This window comes from Bradyrhizobium sp. UNPF46 (assembly GCF_006658625.1).
Lineage (GTDB): Bacteria > Pseudomonadota > Alphaproteobacteria > Rhizobiales > Xanthobacteraceae > Bradyrhizobium > Bradyrhizobium nitroreducens.
Genome location: NZ_LFJB01000017.1, coordinates 25,998 through 46,816, shown reverse-complemented (window position 1 = coordinate 46,816; position 20,819 = coordinate 25,998). Strand labels below are relative to the sequence as shown.

Annotated in this window: 20 protein-coding genes; 12 read left to right on the top strand and 8 right to left on the bottom strand. The window is 64.9% G+C overall.

Features of this window, described 5'->3' with window-relative positions; all coding sequences use genetic code 11:
- Positions 1-214: 214 nt before the first annotated feature.
- Positions 215-652 (bottom strand): hypothetical protein, encoded by a 438-nt coding sequence (locus tag UNPF46_RS37350; protein ID WP_181769841.1) that lies wholly within the window; start codon positions 650-652, stop codon positions 215-217.
- Here UNPF46_RS37350 and UNPF46_RS08260 point away from each other — a divergent pair.
- Both UNPF46_RS08260 and UNPF46_RS08255 read left to right on the top strand, forming a co-directional pair.
- Positions 651-1,046, top strand: a complete 396-nt coding sequence (locus UNPF46_RS08260; protein ID WP_246668618.1) for a pyridoxamine 5'-phosphate oxidase family protein — start codon at positions 651-653, stop codon at positions 1,044-1,046. The genes UNPF46_RS37350 and UNPF46_RS08260 overlap by 2 nt on opposite strands.
- Before the next feature lie 14 nt (positions 1,047-1,060).
- Positions 1,061-1,336 carry a hypothetical protein gene (locus UNPF46_RS08255; protein WP_142249656.1) on the top strand — a complete coding sequence of 92 codons (276 nt, stop codon included), beginning with the start codon at positions 1,061-1,063 and terminating at the stop codon, positions 1,334-1,336.
- 49 nt (positions 1,337-1,385) lie between these two features.
- Here UNPF46_RS08255 and UNPF46_RS37345 read toward each other — a convergent pair whose 3' ends face one another.
- Complete coding sequence (locus tag UNPF46_RS37345) at positions 1,386-1,544, bottom strand: hypothetical protein (RefSeq protein ID WP_161497193.1); 159 nt, start codon at positions 1,542-1,544, stop codon at positions 1,386-1,388.
- A 374-nt stretch (positions 1,545-1,918) separates the two neighbouring features.
- On the opposite strand from UNPF46_RS37345, the gene UNPF46_RS08250 reads away from it, so the two are divergent.
- On the top strand, positions 1,919-3,658 hold the full coding sequence (locus UNPF46_RS08250) for a SulP family inorganic anion transporter (protein ID WP_142249655.1): 1,740 nt from the start codon (positions 1,919-1,921) through the stop codon (positions 3,656-3,658).
- 498 nt (positions 3,659-4,156) lie between these two features.
- Here UNPF46_RS08250 and UNPF46_RS08245 read toward each other — a convergent pair whose 3' ends face one another.
- Positions 4,157-5,218 (bottom strand): isocitrate/isopropylmalate dehydrogenase family protein, encoded by a 1,062-nt coding sequence (locus UNPF46_RS08245; protein WP_181769840.1) that lies wholly within the window; start codon positions 5,216-5,218, stop codon positions 4,157-4,159.
- Between the two features lie 172 nt (positions 5,219-5,390).
- On the opposite strand from UNPF46_RS08245, the gene UNPF46_RS08240 reads away from it, so the two are divergent.
- Positions 5,391-6,779 carry an MFS transporter gene (locus UNPF46_RS08240; protein WP_142249653.1) on the top strand — a complete coding sequence of 463 codons (1,389 nt, stop codon included), beginning with the start codon at positions 5,391-5,393 and terminating at the stop codon, positions 6,777-6,779.
- 5 nt (positions 6,780-6,784) lie between these two features.
- Here UNPF46_RS08240 and UNPF46_RS08235 read toward each other — a convergent pair whose 3' ends face one another.
- Positions 6,785-8,404, bottom strand: coding sequence for a B12-binding domain-containing radical SAM protein (locus UNPF46_RS08235; protein WP_142249652.1), 1,620 nt, complete (start codon positions 8,402-8,404; stop codon positions 6,785-6,787).
- 312 nt (positions 8,405-8,716) lie between these two features.
- Here UNPF46_RS08235 and UNPF46_RS08230 point away from each other — a divergent pair, with 312 nt between their 5' ends.
- The 7 genes from UNPF46_RS08230 (at position 8,717) to soxA (ending at position 14,895) form a co-directional block, all read left to right on the top strand.
- Positions 8,717-9,166, top strand: a complete 450-nt coding sequence (locus tag UNPF46_RS08230; RefSeq protein ID WP_174718803.1) for a (2Fe-2S)-binding protein — start codon at positions 8,717-8,719, stop codon at positions 9,164-9,166.
- 12 nt (positions 9,167-9,178) lie between these two features.
- Positions 9,179-11,365, top strand: coding sequence for a xanthine dehydrogenase family protein molybdopterin-binding subunit (locus UNPF46_RS08225; RefSeq protein ID WP_142249651.1), 2,187 nt, complete (start codon positions 9,179-9,181; stop codon positions 11,363-11,365).
- A gap of 55 nt (positions 11,366-11,420) precedes the next feature.
- A complete protein-coding gene (locus UNPF46_RS08220) occupies positions 11,421-12,692 on the top strand; it encodes an NAD(P)/FAD-dependent oxidoreductase (protein WP_142249650.1) in 1,272 nt (423 codons plus the stop codon).
- Between the two features lie 221 nt (positions 12,693-12,913).
- Complete coding sequence (soxX, locus tag UNPF46_RS08215; RefSeq protein WP_246668617.1) at positions 12,914-13,330, top strand: sulfur oxidation c-type cytochrome SoxX; 417 nt, start codon at positions 12,914-12,916, stop codon at positions 13,328-13,330.
- Positions 13,331-13,334: 4 nt separating this feature from the next.
- Positions 13,335-13,802, top strand: coding sequence for a SoxY-related AACIE arm protein (locus UNPF46_RS08210; RefSeq protein WP_142249649.1), 468 nt, complete (start codon positions 13,335-13,337; stop codon positions 13,800-13,802).
- Positions 13,802-14,119 carry a thiosulfate oxidation carrier complex protein SoxZ gene (gene soxZ / locus UNPF46_RS08205; protein ID WP_100175813.1) on the top strand — a complete coding sequence of 106 codons (318 nt, stop codon included), beginning with the start codon at positions 13,802-13,804 and terminating at the stop codon, positions 14,117-14,119. The genes UNPF46_RS08210 and soxZ overlap by 1 nt, the downstream gene beginning before the upstream one ends.
- Positions 14,116-14,895: a sulfur oxidation c-type cytochrome SoxA gene (gene soxA / locus UNPF46_RS08200; protein ID WP_181769839.1), complete on the top strand. Its 780-nt coding sequence runs from the start codon at positions 14,116-14,118 to the stop codon at positions 14,893-14,895. Before soxZ ends, soxA begins: the two co-directional genes overlap by 4 nt.
- Before the next feature lie 2 nt (positions 14,896-14,897).
- Here soxA and UNPF46_RS08195 read toward each other — a convergent pair whose 3' ends face one another.
- Positions 14,898-15,449 (bottom strand): hypothetical protein, encoded by a 552-nt coding sequence (locus UNPF46_RS08195; RefSeq protein WP_246668616.1) that lies wholly within the window; start codon positions 15,447-15,449, stop codon positions 14,898-14,900.
- A gap of 5 nt (positions 15,450-15,454) precedes the next feature.
- Positions 15,455-16,849 carry a hypothetical protein gene (locus tag UNPF46_RS08190; protein ID WP_181769838.1) on the bottom strand — a complete coding sequence of 465 codons (1,395 nt, stop codon included), beginning with the start codon at positions 16,847-16,849 and terminating at the stop codon, positions 15,455-15,457.
- Between the two features lie 226 nt (positions 16,850-17,075).
- On the opposite strand from UNPF46_RS08190, the gene UNPF46_RS08185 reads away from it, so the two are divergent.
- A complete protein-coding gene (locus UNPF46_RS08185) occupies positions 17,076-18,113 on the top strand; it encodes a helix-turn-helix domain-containing protein (protein WP_246668615.1) in 1,038 nt (345 codons plus the stop codon).
- 74 nt (positions 18,114-18,187) lie between these two features.
- Here UNPF46_RS08185 and UNPF46_RS08180 read toward each other — a convergent pair whose 3' ends face one another.
- Both UNPF46_RS08180 and UNPF46_RS08175 read right to left on the bottom strand, forming a co-directional pair.
- A complete protein-coding gene (locus tag UNPF46_RS08180) occupies positions 18,188-19,858 on the bottom strand; it encodes a regulator (protein WP_142249646.1) in 1,671 nt (556 codons plus the stop codon).
- A 10-nt stretch (positions 19,859-19,868) separates the two neighbouring features.
- Complete coding sequence (locus UNPF46_RS08175; RefSeq protein ID WP_142249645.1) at positions 19,869-20,573, bottom strand: cysteine hydrolase family protein; 705 nt, start codon at positions 20,571-20,573, stop codon at positions 19,869-19,871.
- Positions 20,574-20,819 lie beyond the last annotated feature (246 nt).

The following is a 20,819-nucleotide window of genomic DNA, read 5'->3' as shown; positions in this document are numbered from 1 at the left end:
GGCGGGCACCGCCGATACATTCACGCCGCGATCTCGGCCATGATCGCATCTTGCCAATGTTTTGTCCGACGGGTCAACGTCACGGTCGCCCGGAGCCCACTGCCGGCACCGCGCGAAAATCACGTGATCGATCAAGGGACATTCTACTGTGCGATGGCGGCTTGCGGCGACATCAGTTTTAAGGGGTGCCCGAATGGTGGAAACGCCCGGATCATCAGCATTCGCGAGCCGGTAGGTTTCCGCGCAAATTGGCGTCGGTTCGATGCCGGAACGGTCGGTCGGCCAACGCGTTGTCTCCCATATAGAAGGAGAACATCATGAGCGTTGAAGGCAAGATCAAGGAAGGCGCGCCGGCTACATCAAGGAAGAGATGAACGAGCACGGCAAGGATCCCGAGAGCCAGCGCAAGGCTCAGGAGGGACGCGATCTTCGCAACGAGGGCCGCATGGAAGACGGCAAGCCCCCAAAGACCACGAAGCCGGGCACCGGCCACTAATCCGATCTGATTCAAACCGCCTCCGGCTGTGTCGGGGGCGGTTTTATTTTTGGAAGCAAAGAGCGCACGGGGCGTTACCCTGAAGCCGCCGTTGTGTAACCCTGACTGAGGAAAGTTCATGTCCAAGAAACCGCTGGCCGAGATCGCAAAGGACATGGCCGGCATCGACATCGCCATTCTTTCGACCCACACCGACAACGGCGAGATCGCCAATCGTCCGATGAGCAATAACGGCGATGTCGCCTATGATGGCACGTCATATTACTTTGCCTATGAGCAGACCCGTACCGTATCGGACATCCAGCGAAATCCGAAAGTCGCGCTCGGATTTTCGTCAGAAGCGGGTCTCTTCTCGAAGGGGATCTATGTCGCCGTCGAGGGGACCGCCGAGCTGATCCGGGACAAGGCCGTCCTCCGACAGCATTGGACCAGCGACCTCGACAAGTGGTTCGACAACGGCATCGACACGCCTGGCATCGTCCTGATCAAGGTGAAAGCCAACCGCGTCACGTACTGGAAAGGCCGTGAAGAGGGCGAGATTGCGCTCTGATCGGTACGATCACAATGCGGCAATTCCTTCAGTGGTTCTTCCGCAATCGCGCAACGGGCGCCATCACCATCGCGCAATGGCCCAATCTTCTGCTTTGGATCGTGATCGTTGCGGGCGTTCTGCTCTGGATCTGGCCTTCCGCAGACAAAGCCAGCGTCGGCTTGACCATCGTCATGAAAGGCGGCCTCATCATCTGGGGCGCGGACGAGATCTTCCGCGGCGTGAATCCCTGGCGGCGCTGCCTCGGCGCCGCCGTGGTGACTTATGTATTCATGACGCTCATGCCGTGAAGCCTGGAAAAGACATCGAGGAGCGTCATGCTCGAACGCGAACGGCGCGTCAGTCCATCGCGTGATCGGCGCCGACGGGAAAATTCTCGGGGATCACGAGGCCGAGCGCCTTGACCGCCTTCAGATTGATGGTCAGCACAGCGCCGCCGCTCCTGCCAAAACGACCGTTCGCGTCTTCGCCGGAGCCCCCTGCCACAAGGCCGGTCATCGTCCCGACATCGCGAGCCGGCGCTCGCGAGGTGCCACGCCCCGCCTCTACGAACGATGTGCGAGCACACATCGTCGGCATCCCGCCAGTGTTCTGCCCGACGGGTCAACTTGATCGCAGCCTCAAATGATGTGGCAATACTTCGAACGTCCCGTGTCGCGTCGCGAAGGTGTCTAGGCGTCGACAATGTTGATTTGCGTCAAGGGAGCGGTCGAGGCATTGCGGGATCCTTGCGCCCTGCCGGCGCGTGCCAATCGAGCCCTTGCGATGACATTGCCAAGGACCTTGCCAAGGACCTTGCCAAGGCAGATCAGATAGGCTTTTTCGCCCCGCCGCCACAATCCACATGGCGATAGGCTTTGGGAGTGAGCGCAGTGAGCGGTTGGACGCGTTGGGTGCCAGGGATCGACACGCTTCGCCACTACGAAGCTGATTGGCTTCGGCGCGATGTATTCGCAGGTCTCGTGCTGGCGACCATGCTCGTCCCGGTCGGAATTGCTTATTCCGCGGCGTCTGGCCTGCCGGGCATCCACGGCCTTTACGCAACGATCGTCCCTCTTCTGGCCTACGCGATGTTCGGTCCGAGCCGCATCATCGTGCTCGGGCCCGACTCGGCGCTGGCTGCGGTCATCCTCGGTGTTATTGCGCCCCTGTCCGGCGGCGATCCGGTACGCGCCGCAATGCTCGCCGCGATGATGGCGCTCGTTTCAGGAGCTGTGCTCATTGTCGCCGGCATCGCGCGATTGGGGTTTGTGACCGAGCTTCTGTCCAAGCCGATACGCTACGGCTATATGAACGGGATCGCACTGACCGTTTTGATCAGCCAGTTGCCGAAGCTGCTCGGCTTCTCGATGCAGAGTGAAGGCCCGCTGAGAGACCTGTGGGCGATCGCCGTCGGGATCAGCACTGGCAAGATCAATTGGGCCGCCTTCGCAGTCGGACTTGGCACGTTGATCGTGATCCTGCTGCTCAAGGACAGCAAGCGACTGCCGGGAATCCTGATTGCCGTCGTCGGGGCGACCGTTGTCGTCTCGCTCCTCGACCTGGGAACGGGTTATGGTGTGAAAGTTTTGGGGCCGCTTCCACAAGGCCTGCCGGCCTTCTCCATACCCTCGATCGACTATAGCGACCTGATCCCCGTGCTGGCCGGCGGGTGCGCCATCGCTCTGGTCTCTTTCGCCGATACCAGCGTGTTGTCGCGAACCTATGCTGCTCGTCTGGGCGACAAGGTCGATCCGAACCAGGAGATGGTGGGTCTCGGCGCCGCCAACCTGGCGACCGGCTTCTTTCAAGGCTTCCCGATCAGCAGCAGCTCCTCGCGCACGCCAGTTGCCGAGGCGGCCGGTGCCCGCACCCAGCTCACATGCGTGGTAGGTGCGCTTGCCATCGCGTTCCCCCTGATGGCTGCGCCAAATCTCTTGCAGCACCTGCCAAGCTCTGCCTTGGCCGCGGTGGTGATCGCAGCCTCAATCGGCTTGATCGAGATTGGCGACCTCAAACGGATCTACCGGATCCAGCGCTGGGAGTTCTGGCTGACGGTGCTGTGCTTCGTGGGCGTGGCCGTGCTCGGGGCAATTCCGGGAATCGGCCTTGCCATCGCGGTCGCCATCGCGGAGTTCCTGTGGGACGGCTGGCGTCCGCACTCCGCGATTCTGGGGCGGGCGCAAGGCGTCAAGGGCTATCACGACATCACGAGATATCCCGATGCCCGCCTGATCCCCGGGCTCGTGCTGTTCCGCTGGGATGCGCCGCTGTTCTTCGCCAATGCCGAGTTTTTCAAGGAGCGCATTCTGGCCGCGATCGAGACATCGCCAACACCTGTGCGCTGGCTGGTCGTCGCCGCCGAACCGGTCACGAGCGTGGACGTCACCGCCTGCGACACCGTTGCCGAACTGGACGAAGCGCTCCACGCCAGGGGCATCGAACTTTGCTTTGCCGAGCTCAAGGATCCGGTGAAGGACAAGCTAAAGCGTTTTGGTTTGTATGCGCAGGTCGGCGAATCCCAGTTCTTTCCAACCATTGGCTCGGCCGTTGCCAGCTATCTCGAAATCAACAACGTGGCGTGGGAGGACTGGGAGGACCAGGTCAAGGTGGGCCGCAGTGTCGAACCGTGACTTCGGGCCGACGCAATGTGCGACCCTGGTTCGTCTCAGGTGCGAACGTCATCCCTGGCCCGCCGGCGGAGCCACATACAGCGTCAGTGCGAACATGGCGTAGACGAAGACCATCAGCGCACCTCATTGAAGCCTTCACCAGCATCCAGAGCAAAGGGTTCTCGCGGATTTCCCTGAACAGAGTCCGCATGTCGGCTCCCTTCATCGATGCGATCACGGGAAGGTCCGCTGACGCGCTACGGATCTGGCTCAATGAGAGGCTGGGAGATGCGTGCCGCCATGCGGCGAGGACATCGCGGGTGACGAAAGCGTGCTGGCGCTCAGCCCCCGCTCACGACCAGCGCCTTGGTGTTTTGCCCGACGGGTCAACGTCATCGCCGCCGCGAATGTCGCCGCAGCACGGTCGGAAAACCCCTTATCGATCAAGGGCATTCTACTGTGCATGGGGTTGTTTTTCGACTTTTTGGTTCGAGCCCCGGAAAAAATTGCGAGAGGTCCTCACCCCGCCTGCAGGGTCTCGGCAATCGCCGCCCCCGCCGCGATCGTGCCGAGCCTGCCACCGACGTCGCGCGTCGCCCTGCCCTCGCGAAGCGCCTTCGCCACCGCCGCCTCGATCGCACGCGCCGCCTCCTCGTAGCGGACAGCGCCGGTCTTCTCTCCGTGCCAGGCGAGCAGCAGCGCAGTCGACAGGATCAGCGACACCGGATTGGCGACGTCCTGCCCTGCGATGTCAGGCGCCGAGCCGTGCGCGGCCTGCGCCATCGCGTAGCGGTCGCCGACATTGAGCGAGCCGCCGAGGCCGAGGCTGCCTGACAGCTCCGCGGTGAGATCGGACAGGATGTCGCCGAACATGTTGGTGGCGACGATGACGTCGAACCGGCCGGGGTTGCGCACCACATGCGCCATCATGGCATCAACGAGGATGTCGTCGACCGCGAGGCCGGGATAATCCCTCGCCGCCGCGCGGCAGATGTCGAGGAACATGCCGTCGCCGAGCTTGAGGACATTGGCCTTGTGCACGATGGTGAGGTGCCTGCGCCGCTTCATCGCCAGCCGGCAGGCAGCGTGCGCGATGCGCTCGCAGCACAGCCGCGTGATCCGTCGCAGCGAGATCACGACGTCAGGTGTGACCAGCAGCTCGCCATTGCCCTGCTCGAGGTTGCGGTCGGCGTAGAAGCCCTCGGTGTTCTCGCGCACCACGACGAGGTCGAAGTCACTGATGCGGCCGGGCTTCCCCGCATAGGTGCGCGCGGGCCGGACATTGGCGTAGAGGTCGAGGTTCTTGCGGAAGTGGCGCGAGGGGTTGATCTCGCCATGTGCCTCGTCCTTGAAGTCGAAGGTCGCGGTCGGCCCCAGGATCAGGCCGTCGGCGGCACGGACGATATCGAGCAGCTCGGGCCGTACGGTGGTGCCTGACAGCTTCAGGCTGGCATGCCCGACCGCATGCTCCTCCAGCCGCAGATTGAGCTGGAAGCGCTCGGAGGCCGCGCGCAGCACGCCCGTGGTCGCGGTCGTAATCTCGGGTCCGATGCCGTCACCCGGCAGAACGACGATTTGCATGGCGATCCCCTGAATTTGCCGTCGCGCCGCGATCATATGCCGGCACGCGGCCACATCGCCTTACCTTCGCGCATACACAGCATGCAAGCATGCGCCTGTGGAAGGCGGTCCCACCGTAGTACATGCCGAATGTCCCTTTTGAGCCGCGCCGCCGGAGCCACGCGTCCACGCAATGACAATCACGTTACCCTCCGCCGCACGCGAGCCCGACCATCCTGTCGCCGATGGACTTCCGGCGGCCCAGCGCCGCTGGGCGATCGCGGCGATCTTCACCGCGCTGGCGATGGCCTCGCTCGACACCGCGATCGCCAACATCGCGCTGCCCGCCATTGCCGCCGATCTGCATGTCTCGCCGGAGCAGTCGGTGTGGGTCGTCAACGTCTACCAGATCGCGCTGGTGGCGACGCTGCTGCCGCTCGGAGCGCTCGGCGAGATCGTCGGGCACCAGCGCATCTATCTCGGCGGCCTGATCCTGTTCACCATCGCATCGCTGCTCTGCGCGGTCGCGTGGTCGCTGGACAGCCTCCTCGTCGCGCGCACGCTGCAGGGCCTCGGCGCCAGCGGCATCATGAGCGTCAACACCGCGCTGGTGCGCTTCGTCTATCCCGGCAGGATGCTCGGCCGCGGCTTCGGCCACAACGCGCTGGTGGTCGCGACCGCGTTCACGTTCGGACCTTCGGTCGCCTCCGCCATTCTCGCGCTTGGCCCGTGGCCGTGGCTGTTCGCCGTCAACATCCCGTTCGGCCTCGTCGCCACCGGCATCGGCTTTGCAATGCTGCCGAAGACGCCGCGCGCCGATCACGGCTTTGACTTTCTCGGCGCGGTGCTGGCATCGGCCTGCCTCGGCCTGTTCATCACCGGCATCGGCAGCGCCGCGCACAATCTGTCGCCAATTGTCGTCGGCGTCGAGCTGGTCGCAGCGCTCGCGCTCGGCTTCGTCCTGACGCGCCGCCACGCCGATCATCCCGCGCCGATGCTGCCGATCGACCTGTTCGCGCGGCCGATGTTCGCGCTGTCAGCGGCGACGGCCGTCTGCTCCTTCGCCGTGCAGGGCCTCGCCTTCGTCTCCCTGCCATTCTATTTCGAGGACGTGCTGGGGCGCTCGCAGGTCGAGACCGGCTTCTTCATGACGCCTTGGCCGCTGGTGGTCGGCATCATGGCGCCGATCGCCGGCCGCCTCTCCGACCGCCACGCGGTCGGCCTGCTCGGCGGCATCGGTCTCGTGCTGCTCGGCCTCGGCATGGCGCTGCTCGCGATGCTGCCGTCCAATCCGGCCATTCCTGATATCATCTGGCGAATGGTGATCTGCGGCATGGGCTTCGGCTTCTTCCAGGCGCCGAACATGAAGGCGGTGATGTCGAGCGCACCGCCGCACCGCAGCGGCAGCGCCTCCGGCATCGTCGCCACCGCGCGCCTGACCGGGCAGACGACCGGAGCGGCGCTCGCCGCAGCCTGCTTTGCACTCGCCGGTCACGAGGGTGCGACGCTGGCACTGGCCCTCGGCGCCGGCTTTGCCGCGCTCGGCAGCGTGATGAGCTTCCTGCGGCTGGCGGTGAAGTAAACCCCTCAGGCCAGATGTCTGGCCGCCGTGACGTCGATGCTCGCAGCGAGCATTGTCGGCGCGTCATCGAGCTCGGCGAGGCGCGCGTCGATCGCGTCGATGACCTTGCGCGAGAACGGCCCGAGATGCGCATAGGCCGCGATCATCTGCACCGCGATGCGCGCCGACGAGGTATCGCGCTTGGCGCAGTTCATGAAAGTCTGCCACAGCGGTCCGCGCGCCTCGGGGATCGCGGTGATCACGCGATGCACGGTCTCCATCGCTCCGACCCGCGACCGGATGTCGCCCTCCGCAAGCTCGTGACGCTGCCGCGAACGGTCGAGCAGCGTCATCAGCTTGTCCACGCGTCCCGCATAAGCGGCCGGGCTATAAATGCGCTCCAGCACGGTCCTGTAGTCCATCAAGATATCCCGCAACGGCCGCACCGGATCGAAATTGATGCCGCTGGTGCACTGGTCGCCCCCCTTCGTCGATGCCAGATCATGGTCGGCATGCAGCCGTCCCTCCTTCTCCAGCCGCCGCGTCAGCTGCGTGTTCGGCAACGCATAGAGCAGCCCGACCATCGCGACCGGGATGGCGGCTTCCTCGATGAAATCGACCATGGCGTCCGCCATCGAGACCTTCTCATTGTCGAAGCCGACAATGAAGCCGGCAGTGACCAGCATGCCGGCCGCATAGATCTTGTGGATGCTCTCGGCGATGTTGCGCCGCGTGTTCTGCTTCTTCCGCATCGCGACCAGCGTCGCAGGATCCGGGCTTTCGATGCCGACGAAGATGCCGAAGAAATTGGCGGCCCCCATCATCTCCAATAGCTCGGGATCGTCGGCGAGATTGACCGACGCTTCGGTCGACAATTCGAAGGGATAATTGTGGGCGCGCTGCCACTCGGCGAGCTGGGGCAGGAACTGGCGCAGCGACTTCTTGTTGCCGATGAAATTGTCGTCGACGAAATCGAGATGGCCGCGATAGCCCATCTTGTAGAGCGTCTCGAGCTCGACGAACATCTGCTCGGCCGTCTTGGTCCTGGGCACGCGGCCGTAGAGCTCGATGATGTCGCAGAACTCGCAGGTGAACGGACAGCCGCGCGAATATTGCACACCGAGATAGAGATAGTCCTCGAACTTCAAGAGGTCGAAACGCGGCACCGGCGTCCTGGTGACATCGGCCTGGAACTTCGGCGCGGTGAAGACGCCGGACCGCTTTCCGCCCTCCCAGGCCGCGATGAAGTCGTCGATCACACTCTCGGCCTCGCCGAGCACCTGGAAGTCGGCCTTCTCGTAGATATGCGGGCTCGAGGTCGGATCGGGACCGCCGACGACGACCGGCTTGCCCGCCGCGCGGCACGTGTCGATCAGGCGCAGCGTGTCGGCCTGCTGCGGCAACATGCCGCCGGTGAAGACGACGTCGGCCCAGGCGAGATCGTCGTCACCGAAGGCCTGCGTATTGCAGTCGATCAGCCGGACGATCCAGTTCGAAGGCAGCATCGCAGCGACCGTGATCAGGCCGAGCGGAGCCGCAGGCCGCCGAACGCCCATCAGCTTGCAGGATTCGCCGAAGCTCCAGAACGATTCCGCCGTGAACAGCGGATAGAGCATCAGCACGTTGCAGGGGCTCGGCACCATCATGGAACTCCTCGAGGCGTCGCCCCAGTGTAGCAAAGCATCGCCGCGTTGCATCCCGACAATGGTGGCAAACCTCCCGATCGATGCGCCCGGAACAATCGGGGGCGTCGTCCCAGACCGCATCCTGGCGGCGAGAGAGGACCCTTGTCTGCGCCGGGCACGTCTCGGCCGTGACACCGCTCGGCCCGTTATCTTCCCATGCCGTGAAATTTTCCGGCAGCCACCCCTCGCACTGTTGATTTGAACAGTTCCAGTTTGCCGGACACATTGCGCCCCGGAGTTCAATCGGTGGATTGGGCCAATCAGGGGACTGCGATGGCAAACCTAACAATCAACGGAAAAACCTTCACCCTCGACGTCGAGCCGGATACGCCGCTGCTCTGGGCGATCCGCGAGAATGCCGGCCTGACCGGCACCAAATACGGTTGCGGCATTGCACAATGCGGCGCCTGCACCGTCCACATCGAAGGCGTCGCGACCCGTTCCTGCGGCGTCTCGGTCAGCGAAGCCGAGGGCAAGAAGATCACCACGATCGAGGGACTTTCCTCGGGCGACACGCTGCACAAGGTACAGGAGGCCTGGATCGCCCAGGACGTACCGCAATGCGGCTATTGCCAGAGCGGCATGATCATGGCGGTGGCGGCGCTGCTGAGCGAGAAGCCGAAACCGACCGACGCCGACATCGACGAAGCCATCACCAACATCTGCCGCTGCGGCACCTTCCAGCAGGTGCGCGAAGCGATCCACACGATCGCAAGCGCTTAAGGGAGCCGCCCCATGAACAAGCATGTTTCTCCCAAGATGAACCGCCGCGCCTTCGTCATCGGCAGCGCCACGCTGGGCGCCGGCCTTGCCATCGGCCTCGACCTCCCCTTCGGCGGCCCCGCATTGGTCCGCGCCGCCGACGGCTCACCCGAGATCGGCGCATGGGTCGTGATCAGGCCCGACGACACCGTGGTGATCCGCATCGCCCGCTCCGAGATGGGCCAGGGCTCGCTGACAGGCCTTGCCCAGCTCGTCGCCGAGGAGCTCGAATGCGACTGGACCAAGGTCACGACCGAATATCCGACGCCGGGCCAGAGTGTCGCCCGCAAGCGTGTCTGGGGCGATTTCTCCACCGGCGGCAGCCGCGGCATCCGCTCCTCGCAGGACTACGTCCGCAAGGGCGGCGCAACCGCGCGCGTGATGCTGATCCAGGCCGCCGCCGACACATGGAAGGTGCCGGCCTCCGAATGCGCGGCCGAGAACAGCGTCATCACCCATAAGCCCTCGGGCCGGACCACGACCTACGGCAAGGTCGCGGAAGCTGCGGCAAAGCTGACGCCGCCGGCGGACGTCAAGCTGAAGGACCCGAAGGACTGGAAGCTGATCGGCAAGGGCGTGAAGCGCCTTGACACCGTCGACAAGACCAACGGCGCCATGATCTACGGCGTCGACGTCAAGCTGCCGGGCATGCTGAACGCCGCGATCAAGGACTGCCCGGTGTTCGGCGGCAAGCTGAAGAGCTATGACGAAGCCAAGATCGCCGGCATGAAAGGCGTCAAGAAGGTCGTCAAGGTCGGCGATACCGCGGTCGCGGTCGTTGCCGACACCTGGTGGCACGCCAAGACTGCTCTGGACGCATTGCCGATCGTCTGGGACGAGGGCGACAACGCAAAGGTCTCCAGCGGATCGATTGCGAAGTGGTTGGCCGAAGGCCTCGACAACGACCAGCCGGCCTATGTCGGCAACAAGAACGGCGACGCCAAGGCGGCGATAGCGAGTGCGGCGAAGAAGGTCGAAGCCGTCTACTCCTATCCCTACCAGAACCACGCCACGATGGAGCCGATGAACGCCACCGCGCTCTACACCGCGGACAAATGCGAGGTCTGGTGCGGCACGCAGAATGGCGAAGCGGCGTTCGCCGCGGTGCTGGAGGCCTCAGGCCTGCCGGCCGACAAGTGCGACGTCCACAAGGTGATGTTAGGTGGCGGCTTCGGCCGGCGCGGCCAGACCGACTATGTCCGCCAGGCCGTGATGATCGCCAAGCAGATGCCGGGCACGCCGATCAAGCTGTTGTGGTCGCGTGAAGAGGACATGGCGCACGGCCGGTATCACCCGATCACCCAGTGCAAGATGACCGGCGCATTCGATGCCAACAACAATCTGGTCGCGCTGCACTACCGCCTGTCCGGGCAGTCGATCCTGTTCTCGCTGCGCCCCGAAGCGCTGCAGAACGGCATGGACCCGGCGGCATTCCAGGGCGTCGCCCAATCGGGCGAGGCCGCGTTCGGCTATTCGGTGCCGAATCTGTTGATCGAGCATGCAATGCGCAACCCGCACGTTCCGCCGGGATTCTGGCGCGGCGTCAATGTCAATCACAACGCGATCTACATGGAATGCTTCATGGACGAGCTGGCCCAGGCCGCAGGCCAGGACCCGCTCGAATTCCGCCGCAAGCTGATGGGCAACCATCCCAAGCATCTGGCGGTGCTCAATGCGGTCGCCGAGAAGATCGGCTGGGACCAGCCGGCGCCGCAGGGCGTCTATCGCGGCATCGCCCAGGTCATGGGCTATGGCAGCTACGTTGCCGGCGCCGCCGAGATCTCGGTGACCGACGGCAGCAAGATCAAGGTGCATCGCATCGTCGCCTCCACCGATCCCGGCTACGTCGTCAATCCGGCGCAGGTGGAGCGGCAGATCGCCGGCTCCTTCGTCTACGGCCTCTCCGCGCTGTTCTATGGCGGCTGCACCGTCAAGGACGGCAAGATCGAGCAAACCAACTTCGACACCTACAATTCGATGCGCATCGGCGAGATGCCGAAGGTGGAATCGGTGATGGTGCCGAGCGGCGGGTTCTGGGGCGGTGTCGGCGAGCCCACCATCGGCGTCGCGGCGCCGGCGGTGCTCAATGCGTATTTCGCCGCGACCGGCAAACGCATCCGCTCGGTGCCGCTGCGCGACCAGAACATCACCTTCGCCTGAGAAACGCCGCGGCGGCCACGACGGCCGCCGCGGCACACTTTTTCGGACAGGACTCATGAATGTGCCGGTGACACGGCGGACTGCCGTTCTCGGCATCACCGCCGCGGCCACATCGCTCGCCACACCTTCGATCCTGCGTGCGCAATCGGCAGGCCGCATCGTCGTGATCGGCGGCGGCTTCGGCGGCGCGGCCTGCGCGCGTGCGCTGAAGCGCGCCGACGCGAAACTGCAGGTTACGCTGATCGAGCCGAACAAGATCTTCACCTCCTGCCCGTTCAGCAACGAGGTGATCGCTGGCCTGCGCGAGATGGAGACGCAACATTTCGGCTATGACAAGCTCGCCGCCGACGGCATCGCCGTGATCGGCCAGGCGGCCGCGAAGATCGAGCCGCAGCAGCGAAGCGTCACGACGACCGATGACACAGTGTTGACCTATGATCGTCTCGTGCTCTCGCCCGGCATCGACTTCCATGGCGAAGCCCTGCCCGGCTACGACGACGCCGCATCGGAGAAGATGCCGCACGCCTGGAAGGCCGGCGCGCAGACATTGCTGCTGCGCAGGCAGCTGGAGGCGATGGCCGATGGCGGCACGGTCGTCATTGCAATCCCGGCCAATCCCTCGCGCTGCCCGCCGGCGCCTTACGAGCGCGCCAGCCTGATTGCGCATTACCTGAAGACGAAGAAGCCGCGCTCGAAAGTTCTGATCCTCGACGCCAAGGACAATTTCTCCCAGCAGCGGCTGTTCGAGAAAGCATGGAAGGAGCTGTACGGCGATATGATCGAGCGGATCGGCTTGTCGCAAGGCGGCCGCGTCACCTCGGTCGATCCGGCGACCATGACTATCGTCACCGAGTTCGGCAACTACACGCCCGATGTCGCCAACGTCATCCCGCCGCAACGCGCAGGCCGCATCGCCGAAATCGCGGGCGCTGCGGACGCAACCGGCTGGTGTCCGATCGACCCCATGAGCTTCGAATCGAAACTGGTCAAGAACGTCCATGTCATCGGCGATGCCTGCCTAGGCGGCGGCATTCCCAAATCGGCGTCGGCCGCAAGCGCGCAAGGCAAGGCCTGCGCCGCCGCGATCGTCGCTTTGCTCGCCGGCCGCACGCCGGAGCCGCCGCGACTGACCGGCGTCTGCTACAACACCGTCGCGCCCGACTACGGCTTCTCGCTCGCGGGCAATTACCAGCCCAAGGGCGACATCTTCGCCGAAGTCGAGGGCGGCGCGACGAGCCCGGTCGATGCGCCGCGCGAGTTGCGGGCCCGCGAGGCGGCGGAGGCGGAGCGCTGGTTTCAGACCATCACGACGGATACTTTCGGCTGATGCGATGATGGGACGAGCCTATTGCCACGACCACAGTGCGCCCCCTCCCCCGCCTTTCGGGGAAGGGTCGGGGAGAGGGTGTCTCCACTCGCGAGCCCCCCCAAGAGGGAAGAGCCCTCACCCTCGCCTTCGGCTCGACCTCTCCCGCTGGCGGGAAAGATAAGAGGACTCCGCGGCGCCGCCGCACATCCCGTTCGACAGCTGCGATTGCAACATTCATCGTGGTGAGCCTCGCCTTCGCCTCGCCCACCAAGGCGGACGAACTCGTCGCCTACAACATCGTCGGCGACGGCATCCCGCAATCACTCACGGGCTCGCCCGGGGACGTGGCGCGCGGCCGCGCGCTGGTGCTGGCGCGCACCACGACCTGCATCCTCTGCCATTCCGGCCCGTTCCCGGAAACGCGATTCCAGGGCGACCTCGCACCCGACCTCACCGGCGCCGGGAACCGGTGGACGACGAGCCAGTTGCGGCTTCGACTGGTCGATGCGTCGCGATTCAACGCCCAGACCATCATGCCGTCCTATTATCGCAGCAACGGCCTCGTGCGGGTGGGCCGCAACTTCGCCGGCAAGCCGATCTTGTCGGCTGCGGAGATCGAGGACATCGTGGCCTTTCTTGCAACGCTTCGGGACTAGCTTCATGCCAACCACGCGACGACAATTCTTGAACCTTGCCGGAGGCGTGACAGTCGTCGGGGCGATCCCCATCGTCACCCTGCGTCCACTTCGAGCAACGCCCGCGATGCTCAGCACCGCGGTCCGCAACGTCGTCGGCGAAGCTCAGATCCGCACGGGCAAGGTGAAGCTCGACATTCCGCCGCTGGTCGAGAACGGCAATACCGTGCCGATGACGGTAACCGTCGCAAGCCCGATGACGGCTGACGACCACGTCAAGAGCATCCACGTCTTCAATGAGAAGAACCCGCAACCGAACATCGGCAATTTCTATCTCAACCCCGCCTCCGGCCGCGCCCAGATCTCGACCCGGATCCGCCTTGCCGACACCCAGAAGGTAATCGCGATCGCGCGCCTGTCCGACGACACGTTCTGGCAGGTCGCCGCGGACGTGGTCGTGACATTGGCCGCCTGCACCGAGGAGATGAACTGATGGCCGCACTCGTCAACGTTCCCGCCAGGGCCAAACGCGGCGATGTCATCGAGATCCGGACGCTGACCTCGCACATCATGGAAACGGGCTTCCGTCACACTGCCGACGGCAAGCTGGTGCCGCGCGACATCATCACGGGCTTCACCTGCCGCTACAACGGCGCGGAGATCTTTCGTGCCGATCTCTTTCCCGCGATCGCTGCCAATCCCTACCTGTCGTTCTTCACAATCGCCAAGGAGAGCGGCAAGTTCGAGTTCGAGTGGATCGGCGACAACGGCTATTCGTCCACCGCATCGGCATCGATCACCGTCGAATGACCATTTGGCGCGCGATAGCGGCGGCAGCACTGTTCGCCACGGCCCCGGCCCTGCTCGCCGGCGAAATTCCGCCCGATGCGCGCCGGTCCGGCTATTCCTTCATGGGGCCAGAGACGCGCACCATGCAGGACGACGACACCTCCAATCCCGGCATGCTGTTCGTGCTCGACGGCGAGCAGCTGTGGGGCAAGCAGTCCGGCAGCGCGGAGAAAGCCTGCGCGGATTGTCATGGCGATGCGCGCAACAGCATGAAGGGCGTCGCCGCACGCTACCCGGCCTTCGACAAGGCGGTGGGGCGCCCGGTCACGCTCGACCAGCGCATCAATCTCTGCCGGGCCAATCATCAGCAGGCAGCGCCGCTGCCCTATGAGAGCCGCGACCTGCTGGCGCTATCCGCTTTCGTCGCCCATCAATCGCGCGGCGTCGCGATCACCGCCGGCGACGATCCGCAGGTAAAGTCCTTCGTGGATCAAGGCCGCGACCTCTTCATGCAGCGGAAGGGCCAGCTCAACCTCGCCTGCACCAATTGCCACGACGACAATTTCGACAGACGCCTCGCGGGCGCGCCGATCACGCAAGGACAGCCCACCGGCTATCCGCTCTACCGCCTGGAATGGCAGACGCTGGGTTCGCTGGAGCGGCGCCTGCGCAGCTGCATGAGTGGCGTCCGCGCCCAGGCCTTTGATTACGGCTCACCCGAGCTGGTCGCGCTCGAGCTCTATCTGATGTCGCGGGCGCGGGGCCTGCCGATGGAGACGCCGGCCGTCCGGCCCTGAGACTAGTGCTTCGAGGCTTCTGCTTGCGCCGGAGCAGCTTGCGCCGCAGCGGCGGGTGTCGCGACCGACAGTCCATGGAGCCGCCAACTGCCGCCGACATTTTGAAACACCAGATCGAAATCGATCTGCAACGGCCTCGTTGGAATGGTGCCGCTGAGCCGCAGCATGCCGCGGGCATTCACATTGGGTGGCATCGACAATCGCGGGGCGAGAAGTGCTGCGCCAAACAGGTCGAACCTGCGGGCGCGCAGGTCGGAGAACGCAAGCGCGAGATCGGCGGCACTGTTCCGGGCCTGGAATTCGGGTGCGGCAAGGTCGCGCAACACCGAATAATTGCCGGAGCGATTCGCGTCATTCAGGCTCATGAGCGAGGAGCGGATGAGATAGAGCGCCTGCTCGATGGTGACCTGCGGACCGCCCTGTCCTGTGGAGCCTGCCGCCGGCTGAACCGCCCAACGATCGGCGAAGCCGGAAGACGATTGCGTCTCTGCTCGCAGGGGCGCGCACGCAACCATGAGGATCAGGCATGCGGCCAATCGTGGGGATACGACCATGCTTTTCACCAGCCCAGGCGTAAGCCGACGCGCCCGCCGGCGATACGCTGGTCGGGTCCGTACCCTATTCCCCCGTTGAACTGCATGTTCCGATTGAGGCGCAGCGCCGCGTTGAACGCGAGGCCGTTGGCCCGCTCGAAGGTTCCGTAGTTCATGGTCACGGCAAAGCTCTCGTTCGGTAGCAGCGTCGGTACACCGGCCATGGCAAAGGCCATGGCGACGCCGCTGGTCGCCTTGCTGGTCCGGCTGCTGAGGTCGTCGAGGCGACCGTTGATGCTGGCGAGCTGGCCGTTAATGGCGCTGAGATCGCTGGACGAGGCAATGCCGAGATTGGCAAGCGTGGTGGTCGCGAGATTGCCGGCGCCATCGGAGGTGACGAGCTGCGTCGCACCGCTTTGCGCCGCCTTGCTCGCCGACGAGGTGATGCCGGCCATGGTGTAGGTGTTGCCGGCGGTGCCGAACGTCTGCTGGTTGGCGCGGGTCACTGTAGCGCCATTGCCGAAGGCGGCGGAATTGGAGAAGCCGGCGCTGGAATTGTTGCCGACGGCGACGGCATTGGCGCCGGCGACCGAAACGGAGTTGCCGATTGCGATACCCCCTGCGCCGGTCACCGTCGCCGCGTTCGCCATCACCAGCGCATTAGGCGCATTGACGGTGTTGCCAGAGCCGAACACGGAGGATCCCGCAGCGCTCGCCGTGCCGGCCACCGCATTGTTGGAGCCGACCACATTGACGTTGTCGCCCCGGCCGGTCTGGTTGGTGCCGTTGATGGTGTTGTTGTCGCCGAGCACGAAGCTGCCATTGCCGTTCAGCGTATTGGGGTCGCCGATGGCGTAGCTGCCATTGCCGCGCACGGTCTGACCGGTGCCGAATGCACCGCTGTTGGTGCCGGTGACGCTGTTGAACGCACCGACCGCGGTGCTGTTGACGCCGGTCACCGTGGTGTTGTTGCCGACAGCCGTTCCGCTCGTGCTGCCCGCATTGACGACCGCCCACGATCCGACCGCCACTGAACTATCGGCATACGCATAGCTGTCCATGCCGTAAGCTGAGCTGGACAGGCCGGTCGCGGTGCTCCGGCCACCGGTCGCAGTTGCGAAGTCACTGGACGCGCGGGAGTCGGCCCCCACCGCCGTGGAATACCAGCCGGCGGCACTGCTATTGGTACCAACGGCCACGGTTTGATTGCCGGCCGCATTGCTCACATAGCCGAAGGCGGTGCTGGATGCACCGCCCGCCGCGCTGCTGGCACCACATGCCGTGCTTCCGGCAGCACCGGCGACGGCGCCGCCGGCGCTGTTACTGGCGTCGACGCAGACGAACTGCGCCTGCGCGGATGGCGCATCGAGCAAGACGCCGAGCACGATCGCCGCGGCCACGCAGATCGAAGCTGGCCGCATTCGCGGCCACGCCGCTTCCCTCCCCGTTCGCGCCGCCATCTCGCCTGTCCGCCGATCGGCCAGCCGCGTCGCAAACCCCGTCCCCCGCGCCGTCATCGCTCACCCTTCACGTCATTGCAAATTGTCCGGGCCGCGAAACACACGTCTGGCCCGCGCGCGATAATATGAATATTCATGTCCGGAGACTGCGGTTCGACGGCGTGGAAACTTGCCTGATCGTCCCAATTTGCAGACCAACTGCCGGAGGGAGCGGCCTGGCATGACGAAAATTCCGTATCTGCGTTTCGATACCGCGGAGCTGCCCGCCGCCGAGCGGCTCGACCGCTACCGCGCGATTCTCACGCATTACGAGGTGTCGGTCCCTGAGGGCACGGCCAGCGACGACTTCGAGGTTCTGGCCGAGGCCTGGCTGCTCGGCGGCCTCGTGACCGCATCCACCCGGATGGGGCCGGTGCGCTTCACCCGCTCCGCCGCGCTGGTAAAGGCCGATGGCCGCAACTCATTCGCGCTGCTGCTGCTCCGTCGCGGTGCCTGGAGCGGCGAGGTCGACGGCGAGCCGATCTCCGCCGGTCCTGGCCAGGTCCTGGTGCTCGACCTGACCCGCCCCTTCGATGGCATCGCCACCGCGACCGACACGATCAGCCTCGACGTCGAGCGCGACCCAATCGTCAGCGCTGCGCCCGATGGCCTCGACCTGCACGGGCTCGTGCTTGACGGCGCCGCCGGCCGGGTGCTTGCCGATCAGATGGGACTGCTACGGCGGCGGCTTCCGGCAATGGACGCGAATGAGGCGCCCGAAGCGGTGCAGACGACGCTCGGGCTGCTGCGCGGATGTTTTGGCATGGCTGCGCGGCCGCGCGAGCAAGGGCTTGCCCGGCGCGACATCGCCATCCTTCATCGCGCCAGCCGTTTCATCGATCAGAACCTCGGTCGTGCCGATCTCTCGGTGGCAACCATCTGCCGCGAGATCGGCGTTTCCCGCTCGGTGCTCTATCGGGTCTTCGCGCCGCTCGCGGGCGTCGCCGACTACATTCGCGGGCGACGCCTTGAGGCCATCCATGTGCTGCTCGATGACGCCGACGAAGATCGCTGGAATGCGGAGATCGCCGCCGAATTCGGCTTCGTGAGCCAGGCGCATTTCAGCCGCAGCTTCCGGCAGCGCTTCGGCTACTCGCCACGCGCAGCGCGCGACTCCCGCGATCTCGCAGCCGCGGTCGACGCCAGCCCGGAGCTATTCCGCGAGTGGATCAATCAGCTGGGTTGACTTGCCTTCGCGTGCGGCCGGAAAGAGAGCGGCCGGGCGACATCACGTCCCCGGCCGCAATCTCCGCTTCGCTTCTACTCCGCCGGTGCGGCCGACATTTCCGGATGCGCGGCATAGTGCTCGCTGGCACCGAGCTTGCCGGCCGCGAACAGGCCGGCGGCCATCACGGCATAGGCCAGCGCGACGGCAGGCGTGACGCCGAAGCCACCGCCGATGCCGACGGCCTCGCCGTGCATGAAGCCGAAATAGGTCAGCACCGCTCCGACCAGCGCGAAGCCCGAGGCCTTTTCGAAGTCGCGCTCGATGATGAAGACACCGATCGCCCCCAGGATCAGGCCGCCGAGGATGGAGCCGCCACCCATCACCTCAAGGCCGTGATAGAACACGCCCTGCTGCGGCAGCGCGGCGATCGCGGCAGCCTTGACCGCGTCCGCCTTGTCCGCAGCCAGACCACCGACTGACGTCGCGGCCATCATGGTCGAGCCGAGCATCGTGTCGATCTGGAGCTTGGCCCAGGCGGCCAGATGCGGCGTCAGCGCCAGCACGATCGCGGGCGCGTGCTTGACCGGGGTGGTCTGGAACGCCTGCGCGCCGATCAGCATGCCGATATAGAGCAGGATCGGCGAGATCGCGACCACGGGCACGAGTGCCAGCAGCACCGAAATGATGCCGAACCAGGCCAGCACGATCACCATGAGGCCAGTTGCGGCGGAGTAGCCGATGCGGCCGCCCATCGCCTTCCAGCCGGGATGACCGATATAGACGGCGTTGATGAATGGATTGCCCATCAGGCAGCCGATCAGGCTGACGACGCCGTCGGCCGTGAGCACGCGCGTGGTCGGATATTCGTCGCCGGCGGCTTCCGCGCTCTCGACATTATCCATGGCCTCGACGAGGTCGTAGATGCCGAACGGAATGGCGGTGACGAGGATGATGCCGAGGAATTCGAAGCCGGAGAAGACGTAGCCCACGGCGGGAAGCGGCACCGAGAATCCGAAATTGGCAAACGCCGCGCCAACGCCTGCAATGCTCAATCCGCCGAGGCCGAGCCCGAACAGGTTCGACCCCCAGGCGATGATCATGCCGGCGGCAATGGCGACGAGGCCTGCGGGAATGCCGCGCGGATATTTCACGCCGCCGAACCAGCTGACCAGGATGATGGCGAAGCAGACGAGGCCAATCTGCGGAGTCATGTACATCTCGAGCGCCGGCCGCATCGAGATGAAGGTGACGGAGACGCCGGCGAGCGTGCCGAGCAGCGCCGCACGCGGCGTGATCTTGCGGATGAACGGCGCGATGAAGCCGCCGATCATCAGAATGAAGCTCTGGAAGAACACCCAGACGAGGCCGGCCGACCAGCCCTTGAGCGGGTCGCCGGTCTTCAGCGTGATCGGCAGCATGATCACGAAGGTGACGATGAACATGTGGGGCACGCTGACGCCCGAGGGCAGCGCGCAGACGTCGTTTCGGCCGGTCTTCTGCGCGAGCCGATAGGCGAGGTATGCATAGTAGAAGGTGGATAGGCACATCATCAGCCCGAGCGCGGGCAGGATGCGGCCGAACACCAGACTGTCAGGCATCTTCAGGACGAAGCGCAAGAGGCCCGTAAGCACCAGCATGTTGACGAGGATGTTGGTGCCGAAGCCGAAAAACGCGTTCCAGTCGCCCGATGTCCATAGTGCCGGCTTGAACTCGGACGTGTTGCTCTCAGATCTGCCGGCCGTCCCCGTCATGCTTGTGCTCATGGTGATGCCCCTAAGCTGAAATGTTCGAAGTCTTCATTGCCTCCAGGACCGCGGCCGAGTCCGTGACCCAGCCGAAGATGCCGCCCTGGGCCTTGATCATCTTCAGGCCCATCTCGTGAAACTCGGGGAAGTAGGACGCGCAGCCGTCCGAGATGACGACGCAGCGATAGCCGCGGTCGTTGGCCTCGCGCACGGTGGTGTTGACGCACACTTCGGTGGTGACGCCGCACACCAGCAAATTCTCGATGCCGTACTTCTCCAGCACGTCGCCAAGCTCAGTGGCGTAGAACGCGCCCTTGCCGGGCTTGTCGATCACGACCTCGCTGTCGAGCGGATAGAGCTCGGGGATGATGTCGTGGCCGGCCTCGCCGCGGATGAGTATGCGCCCCATCGGGCCGGGATCGCCGATGCGAAGGCTCGGCGCGCCGCGCTCGACCTTCGCCGGCGGCGCATCGGAGAGATCGGGAAGATGACCCTCGCGGGTGTGGATCACCAGCATCCCGGTGTCGCGTGCCGCCGTCAGCACCGCGCTGATCGGCTTCACCGCGCGCGCAAGCTGACTGACGTCGTTGCCGAGCGTCTCCCCGAAGCCGCCGGGCTCCATGAAGTCGCGCTGCATGTCGATGATTAGAAGCGCGGTGGCGGGCCAGTCGAGCTTGATCGGCTCGGGCTCGGCGCCGATGACGCCCCATGTCCGCTTGCTCGAGTCCAGCATGACGCCCGCCCCTCGCGAGAACTCACTTTGTCAGGAGTTCTGCAAGCGCCGTGCCATTGTGTACAATTGCGATTGGCGCCGAGGTGCGGAAAAATTCGCAGCGGAGTCAAAATCTTATGAGTCGATATCAGGTCTGCTTATTCACTGTGCGACCGCCTCGCCCCACGCAATTTGCTCAAGTCTTGGGCGGACTGTTTGCTTTCTCGACCGCGGCGCCTGGGTCAGGCCAGGCGTTGCGGGCCCCTC